The following is a 7,566-nucleotide window of genomic DNA, read 5'->3' on the forward strand; positions in this document are numbered from 1 at the left end:
ACGATACCGGACCATTCGCCCGGCATCGATCCAGGAAACTACCGCTAGATATCGCTAGATATCGCTAGAACCTCGTCGCCGACAGGCCGCCGTCGACAGGGAGCGTGACTCCGGTGATGTAGGAGGATCGGTCGCTGAGCAGCCAGGCCACCGTTTCGGCGACCTCGTTCGGCGTGCCGGGGCGGCCGAGCGGGGTGTGGTTCTCAAAGCGGTCACGCAACTGCGGATACTGCGCGAACGTGGCGGCCACGCCATCGGTCAGAATGGCGCCGGGGGCGACGACGTTCACCCGAACTCCCTGTGCCGCGTACTCCTGGGCCGCCGCACGCGCGAGTCCGGTGACACCGGCCTTCGCCGCCTGATAGGACGAGTCTCCGATCCCTGCGACCAGTCCGGCCACGCTGCCCGCGATCACGATCGCACCGCCACCGGCCTTCGCCAGTTCGGGTATCTGGGCGCGGAGATTCAGCCAGGTGCCACGCAGCGTCAGGCCCTGCACGGTGTCCCAGGAGTCCTCGGTGATCTCGGTCAGCCTCCTACCGAGCTCGTCCCCGGTGGCCGCGTTGAGATATGCCCCGTTCAGTCTTCCATGCCGTTCCAGCGCCGCCTGGACGAGTGACTCCGCCCCGGCCGACGTGCTGAGGTCGACGGTCACGGCGACTGCGTCGAAGCCGTCAGCGGTCAGCTGGCCGGCCAGTTTCGCGAGCTCGTCGCTGCTGCGCGCCCCCAGGACGACCCGGGCGCCCTCCTCAGCGAACAGCCGGGCCGCCGCGGCGCCGATGCCCCGACTGGCGCCCGCAACGATAATCACTTTGTCTGCGAGAAGTCCCATGGGAGAAATAGTACGAAAGCGTACTTGAGTACGCCTTAAGCGTACGTTTCACGTGTTGACACGCCCGGCGTAACGAGATGGTCTCGGCACGCGGCCATCCTGCCCCGCCGGCAGGTGACACGTCCAGCGAAATTGCGTGACCGTCACCGCCGCATACGCCGGGTGCCGGGGGGAGATTTCCAGAGCGCCGGTCAAGTAGCGCGGATCCCATCCACGACCACCCGCACAGGCCATGATCCAGGAGAGTTTGTCGTTGTGTACGCTTTTTGGCCGCAAAAGCGTACACAACGACAAAATTGCGCCGATCTTCTCCGGTGGCCGGCGTCCATCGAAGCGTGCCATCGTCCGGGGGGATACGTATGGTTACCTGACCGGCGCGTTCGGCGGTTGCGAGAGAATGATTCTGGAGAAACGGGATTCAGGAGACCGTGACGCTGCGCAGGTCCAGTTCACGGAACTGGGTGGGGACGACGTTGCGCAGCCGGGCGGACCAGGCGGCCGTGGCGCTCTGGTACCAGATCGGGACCGTCGGCATGTCCTGCAGCACGAGCCGTTCGGCCTGCTGGTAGAGCTTCTCGCCCTCCTGCTGCGACGGCGCCCCGTCGGCGCGGGTGAGCAGCGCGTCGACGGCGGGGCTGGAGTACTGGCCGACGTTGGACGAGCCGCCGGTCCTGAACAGCGGGTTGAGGAAGTTCTCGATCGACGGGTAGTCGGCCACCCAGGCAGTGCGGTAGATCGCGCCTATCGTCCTGTCGTCGAGCTTCCTGCGGAACTCACCGAGCGTCGGTACCGGCTCGAACCTGCACTCCCGACCGAGCGTCCGCTGGATCGACGCGCACGTCACCTCCATCCACTGCTGATTGGCGGAGTCGACGTTGGAGGTCAGCACGACCGGCCCCTGGAACCCGGTCTCCTCGAACAGTTTCCTGGCCTTCTCGGGCTGGTAGGTGCACAGCTCCCCGCACTGGTTGTCGAGGTGGCCCTGCACGTTCGGCGCCACCAGGCCGTCGGCCGGCGTCCGAGCGCCGTTGAAGACCTTCTTGATCAGGTCGACCCGGTCGATGGACATCGAGACGGCCTGCCGCAGCCTCGCGTCGGCAAAACGCCTGTCATAGAGGGGAAAAGCGATCGCCTGGTATCCGAGGTACCTGTAGGAGACGCGACGGGAGTCCGGGAGATCAGTCTTGATCCTGTCGTTGACCGTCGACGACCACGGCGTGAACGAGAGATAGTCGAGTCTGTTCGCCAGCACGTCCGCGTAGGCGTCGTCGAGGTTCGCGTAGAAACGGAAGTCCACGCCGTCGATGTGCGGTTTCTCGCCGGCATAGTTGTCGTAGCGCCGCACGACGAGGTTCTTCCCCTTCGTGTGCGAAACGAACCGGAACGGGCCGTTGCCGACCGGATGGCCCTCGTAGGCCTTTCGGTCGGCGAAGAAACTCGCCGGCAGGGGGAAGAAGGCCGCGTAGCCGAGCTGGGTGGCGAACGTGGAGAACGGCGCGGACAGGGTCACGACGAAGGTGCTGTCGTCGACGACCTTCAGGCCTGGCAGCTCCTTCGCGGGCGGCAGGGCGTCCGGCTGCCCGCCGTCCGGCGTCGTGTTGTTCACCTTGCTGAAACCCTCGACATGCGAGAAGTAGTTCGCGCCCTGCATCCTGTTCGGGGAGTAGGCGGTGTAGTTCCAGGCGTCGACGAAGCTCCTGGCCGTGACCGGCGTGCCGTCATGGAAGGTCCACCCGGGCTTCAGTCTGATTGTATAGACCTTTGCGTCCGTGGTCTGGATGGACTCGGCGACGGCGTTACGCGGCGCGGCCGTTTTCGCGTCGTACTCCACGAGGCCCTTGAACAGTGCGCCGAGCACCCCGATGCCGCCGACCTCCGTCGTGTCGCCGGGGATCAGCGGGTTCTCCGGTTCGGTCAGGCTGTAACTGATGACCGACTGCCCGCCCGGGCCGGTGCCGCTCGTATTTCCCGTACCGCTCCCGGTGCTCGTGCCACACGCGCCGAGCAGCACGGTGAGCACTGCCACGGAGCAGACGGCGGATCGAAATCGAAATGGTCGCATGTTTTTTCCATTCACAATGATGACGTCGATGACGTCGATGACGCCGAAGTCGTGTTCGACGGGACCGCGGGCGGCCACCGTCCGCGGCCGGTCCGAACACCTGGTCCTTCGTCGGCCCATCCGTGAGAAACGCGCCGACAACACGAATGTCGAATCACATGGTCACGGACGGGGTACTGCCTTCGGGAACGTCACACAATGCCGAGGCAGAGCGGGAAGCCGGGCCGCCCGCCCAGCAGGTGGGCACCGGCCGACTGCAGGATGCGGTCCTGAGCGACGATGTGCTGGCACATCGTGTTCGTGTCGCGCAGCCACCGGTCCAGCGGGGACGGCCGGTAGATCGAGCTGGTCTGCAGCAGGTCGTAGAGCCGGCTCACGATCGACCGCGCCGTTCGGAAGGCGTGCAGGCGCGACAGCGGCAGCGCGGCCCGCTCGTCCGGGGTGAGATCGTCGAAGGTGCCCCCGGCGGCCAGGACGTCGTGCTGGCGCCGCATGCTGCCGTACACCCCGTTGCGGGTGGCGACGAAGTCTGCCTCGCAGCCGGCGATGACGACCTGCACGCGGTAGTCGTCGGCCGCGGCGGCGCCCGACGGGCGCGCCCGGCCGGCGACGGTCTCGCGGGCATGGTCGAGCGCGGCGCGCGCGATGCCCAGCGGCACGCCGGGCATGTTGCGCATGTGCACCTCCGGCTGGGCGAGCGCGCCGGTGCCGTTGCGCACGGCCCCGAAGACGAGGGTGTGCTCCTCGGGGACGAACACGTCCGTGATCACGTAGTCGCAGCTTCCGCTGCCGGCCAGACCGGTGGTGTGCCAGGTGTCGACGATCTCGACCTGCTCGCGCGGCACCATCATCAGCCGCGAGTCGTGCGGATCCCCGTCCGGGCCCGGCTCCGGCTGGCCGTCGCGGTAGATGAACGCCCCGGAGATCACCCAGTCGCTGTGGGTGATACCGCTGCCGAACTGCCAGCGGCCGGTGAGCCGGTAACCGCCGGGGACGCGCTCGGCGTGCCCGGTCGGGAACAGCAGCCCAGCCGTGATCATGTCCAGGCTGGGGAACATCTCCCTGGCCACCGGCTCGTCCAGGAACGCGGCGTAGAGCCCGGTGTCCGAACCGATCATCGCGCACCAGCCGGCGGACGCGTCGCCGTAGGACAGCGCCTCGATGACCTCGGTCTGTTCCGCGGAGGTGAGCTCAGGGCCACCCCACCGGCGCCCGAAGCCCATCCGGAACACCCCGGTGGCACGCAGTGTCTCCACCACGTCCGGGGGCAGCCGCCGAGCGCGCTCGATCTCCTCGGAGCGCTCCCGCAGCAGCGGGGCGGCCGCCCGGGCGCGCTCGAGAATCTCCTTGCCGGTCTGGGGCGGCCCCTGCGCGGCAGGGCCGGCGGGGCTGACCCGGCCGGCAGGGCCGGCAGGGCTGACAGAGCCGGCAGGGCTGATAGGGCTGATAGGGCTGATAGGGCTGATAGGGCCGGCGGAGCCGGGGCCGGCCGCGGCGGGCTCGCGGTGGGTCTGTGTCTCGGTCATGTGATCGCTCCCCTTGGATGCGGTGGGCGCGCTGGGTCAGCTGGGCGAGGACCTAGATCCCCTGGGCGGAGCGGAAGACGCGGTCGGGGTCGTAGCGGCGTTTGACCTCGCTCAGCCGCGCCAGGTTCGGGCCGTAGTAGGCCGACCGCCAGTCAGGAAGATCAGGGTCGGGAAAGTTGACGTAGGCCGCGTCGGAGGCGAACGCGCCCATCTCCCGGTGCAGGCCGGTCAGCCACTCCAGGTTGTCCCGCCGCACCGCGGCGGGATCGCCGGTGCTCCACGAGGCGTCCATGCTGATCAGGAACAGCGCGTCCCGGTGCGGGAACGCGCTGCCGGCCACCGGCACCCGGCTGATCGCGCCGCCCCAGGTGAACAGGGCGGCCCCGGCGCCGTCCGGGTTGCCGCTCCCCGGCCACTTCTCCAGGGCCGCCAGCAGGGCCGCCACGCCCTCCTCGGGCAGCGGCTCCGGCACGCACCGGGTGCGTACCGCGAACGCGCCGCCCGAGGTGGTGTGGTGCAGGTAGTCCGCGGCCTCCCAGTAGGTCCGGTCGGCGACGTCCGCCCGGTACGGCGTGGCGGCGGCCAGCGCGGGTGTGAGCAGCTCCCGCAGCTCCACGGCCGGGCCGAGGTGCTGCCCGATCATCGAGACCACGCCGTCCTGGCCTGGCGCGCGGCTCACGCCGATCCGGGCGGCGAACTCCTCCGGCGCGCGCCGCATGATCTCCTGCGCGGTGCTCAGCACCTCGGGCGCATGCTCCCAGGACCACAGCAGCAGGCAGGTGGAGCTGACGGGCGGCACCGACCGGGCCTGGAAGGTGAAGGAGGTGTTCACCCCGAAGTTCCCACCGCCGCCCCCGCGGCAGGCCCAGAACAGGTCGGCGTTCTCGGCCTCGCTACAGGCCAGCGTCGTGCCGTCGGCGAGGACGACGTCGGTGCGCACCAGCGCGTCACAGGTCAGGCCGAACGCGCGTGACACCGCCGCGACACCGCCGCCGAGCACCAGCCCGCCGATCCCGACGTCGTCGGAGTTGCCCAGCGGGAACGCCAGGCCGTGCAGGCGCAGCGCGGCGTAGATCGCCTTCATCCGGGCGCCGCCGCCGACGGTGACCAGCCCGCTCGACGGGTCGACCCGCACCTCGTCCAGCGCGCGCAGGTCGAGCACCAGCCCGGTGCCGACCGAGCTGCCCGTGTAGCTGTGCCCGCCGCCCCGGACGGTGAACGGCGTGCCGTGCTCGCGGGCCCAGCCGATCGCCCGGCCGACGTCGGCGGCGTTCGCCACCGTCAGCGCCGCGGCGGGCCGGACGTGCTGGTAGCGCTCGTTGAACGGCCGGCTCGCCGCGGTGAAGCCGGCGTCGCCCGGCAGCCGCAGGCGGCCGTCGACCAGGCCGCCCAGGCCCGGCCAGCCAGCCGCCCCGGCAGCGCCGGCCGGCCCAGCGGCCCCAGCCGCCCCGGCGGTACCGACCGGTCTGGTGGCCCCGGCCGGCCCGGACACTCCGGCCGGCCCGGTCATCTCAGCCCACCTCCTCGAGGTAGGAGACCCCGGTCTCGGCGTGCGCGCCGTAGCGCTCCCACTCCTCGCGCAGCACCAGCCGTCCGCCGTCACCCGGCTGCGGGGTGTTCACGGTGTGCCCGGAGATCACCCGGCCGTCGACGAGCGCCATGGTGTAGGCCAGCCGCAGGGTGCCCTCCGGCCCGCAGGTACCGATGATCGCCCCGCGGCGGACCTGCCCGCCGGCGAAGTCCGCCCACACCAGATCGCCGTCCTGGTGGTAGCGGGCGACCGTGCCGTCACCGCCGCCGGCCCTGCGGAACAGCCGCCCGTCATAGTTGATCGTCATTCGTCCACGTCCAGCAGGCCGGCGGGCATCTCCAGAGCCGTGCCGGGCGGGGGCGGCGCGACCGGGTCGGCGTCCAGCGTGACCAGCGCGCTCGCCGCGTCCAGCCGCTCGAGGCAGGTCGGTGTGTCGTCGGCCTGGCACACCACGAAGGAGTGGCGGGCGATGTAGCCGCCCGGCGGCAGCCGCAGCGTGGTCCCGGGCTCGACCATCGGGGACGCGGTGACCAGCCCGGGCGCCGCCCGCGGCACCCGGACCGAGCGCACCCGGCAGTCCCGCTCCGGGTAGCCGAACCGGATGCCGGCGACGCCGCGCCGGACCGGCGCGATGTCCGGCCGCTGCCCGACGGCGACGTCGACGAGCACCTCCCCCGGGTCGACACCGGTGGCGATCAGGCCGAGGAACGGGATCAGGTCACCGCCGAGCCTGCCGTTGATCTCGATGATCAGCGGCCCTCGCTCGGTGAGCCGCACCTCGGCGTGGGTGATGCCGTTCTCGATCCCGAGCACCCGGTGCGCCCGCGCCAGGGTGTCGATCAGCACGGGGTCGCGCAGGAGCGGGTCGGCCGCGTCGACGACATGGCCGGTCTCCTCGAAGTAGGGATGCGCTCCGGTCCGCTTGCGCGCCACGAACATCGGCAGGTACTCGCCCTTGTGCACGGCGGCGTCGACGCTGATCTCGGGGCCCACGGCGTAGCCCTCGACGAGGGCACCCCCCTGGTACGACTCGTCGCCGATCAGGCTGGCCTGCGAGGCGACGTGGAAGGCCGCGTCCAGCTCGGCATCGTCGGCGGCGAGGACGACGCCCATGCTGGCGCCGAGCGCGCGGGGCTTCACCACGACCGGGTAGCCGATCCGCTCCGCCGCCGCCCGGGCCTGCTCGACGGTGGCCGTCATCTCGAACCCCGGCTGCGGCAGGCCGGCGGCGGTCAGCCGGGAGCGGGTGTCGTACTTGTCGCGGCACCCGTGCACACCGGGGATGCTCAGGCCCGGCACGCCGAACTCGGCGGCGAGCCCGGCGGCGGACATCACCAGCGGCTCGTCCCAGCACAGCACGCCGAGGACCGTGCGCCTGGCCGCCACCTCGCGGGCCGTGCTGGCCAGCAGGTCGTGGTCGAAGACGTTGACCACGGTGATCTCGTCGAAGTAGCCGCGCTGCCAGGTGGGCCGGAGGTTGTTGATCAGTACCAGTCCGAGGCCCGCTTCCCGCGCCCGCGCGGCGGCCGATCGGACCAGGTACTCGCGGTAGAGCCGCAGCCCACTGCCGATCACCAGCAGCACGTTCCCGGAGCTGTTCATGCGTGTTCCTTCC

The 7,566-nt window shown here is 70.6% G+C and carries 6 protein-coding genes; all 6 read right to left on the reverse strand.

Features of this window, described 5'->3' with window-relative positions; translation table 11 throughout:
- Window positions 1-64 precede the first annotated feature (64 nt).
- Window positions 65-832, reverse strand: a complete 768-nt coding sequence (locus AC5LUJ_RS05100; RefSeq protein ID WP_493464533.1) for an SDR family NAD(P)-dependent oxidoreductase — start codon at window positions 830-832, stop codon at window positions 65-67.
- Window positions 833-1,250: 418 nt separating this feature from the next.
- On the reverse strand, window positions 1,251-2,858 hold the full coding sequence (locus tag AC5LUJ_RS05105; protein ID WP_250291522.1) for a peptide ABC transporter substrate-binding protein: 1,608 nt from the start codon (window positions 2,856-2,858) through the stop codon (window positions 1,251-1,253).
- A gap of 227 nt (window positions 2,859-3,085) precedes the next feature.
- Window positions 3,086-4,420, reverse strand: a complete 1,335-nt coding sequence (locus tag AC5LUJ_RS05110) for an acyl-CoA dehydrogenase family protein (protein ID WP_250291524.1) — start codon at window positions 4,418-4,420, stop codon at window positions 3,086-3,088.
- Window positions 4,421-4,472: 52 nt separating this feature from the next.
- Entirely contained in the window at window positions 4,473-5,930 is a 1,458-nt protein-coding gene (locus AC5LUJ_RS05115; RefSeq protein WP_493464534.1) for an FAD-binding oxidoreductase, read from the reverse strand.
- Window position 5,931: 1 nt separating this feature from the next.
- Window positions 5,932-6,258 carry an avidin-fold protein gene (locus AC5LUJ_RS05120; RefSeq protein ID WP_493464535.1) on the reverse strand — a complete coding sequence of 109 codons (327 nt, stop codon included), beginning with the start codon at window positions 6,256-6,258 and terminating at the stop codon, window positions 5,932-5,934.
- Window positions 6,255-7,566: ATP-grasp domain-containing protein (locus AC5LUJ_RS05125; protein ID WP_493464536.1), on the reverse strand; the 1,312-nt coding region annotated here is incomplete at its 5' end. The genes AC5LUJ_RS05125 and AC5LUJ_RS05120, both read right to left, overlap by 4 nt.

The sequence above is a fragment of the Protofrankia sp. CiP1_Cm_nod3 genome (assembly GCF_982290655.1).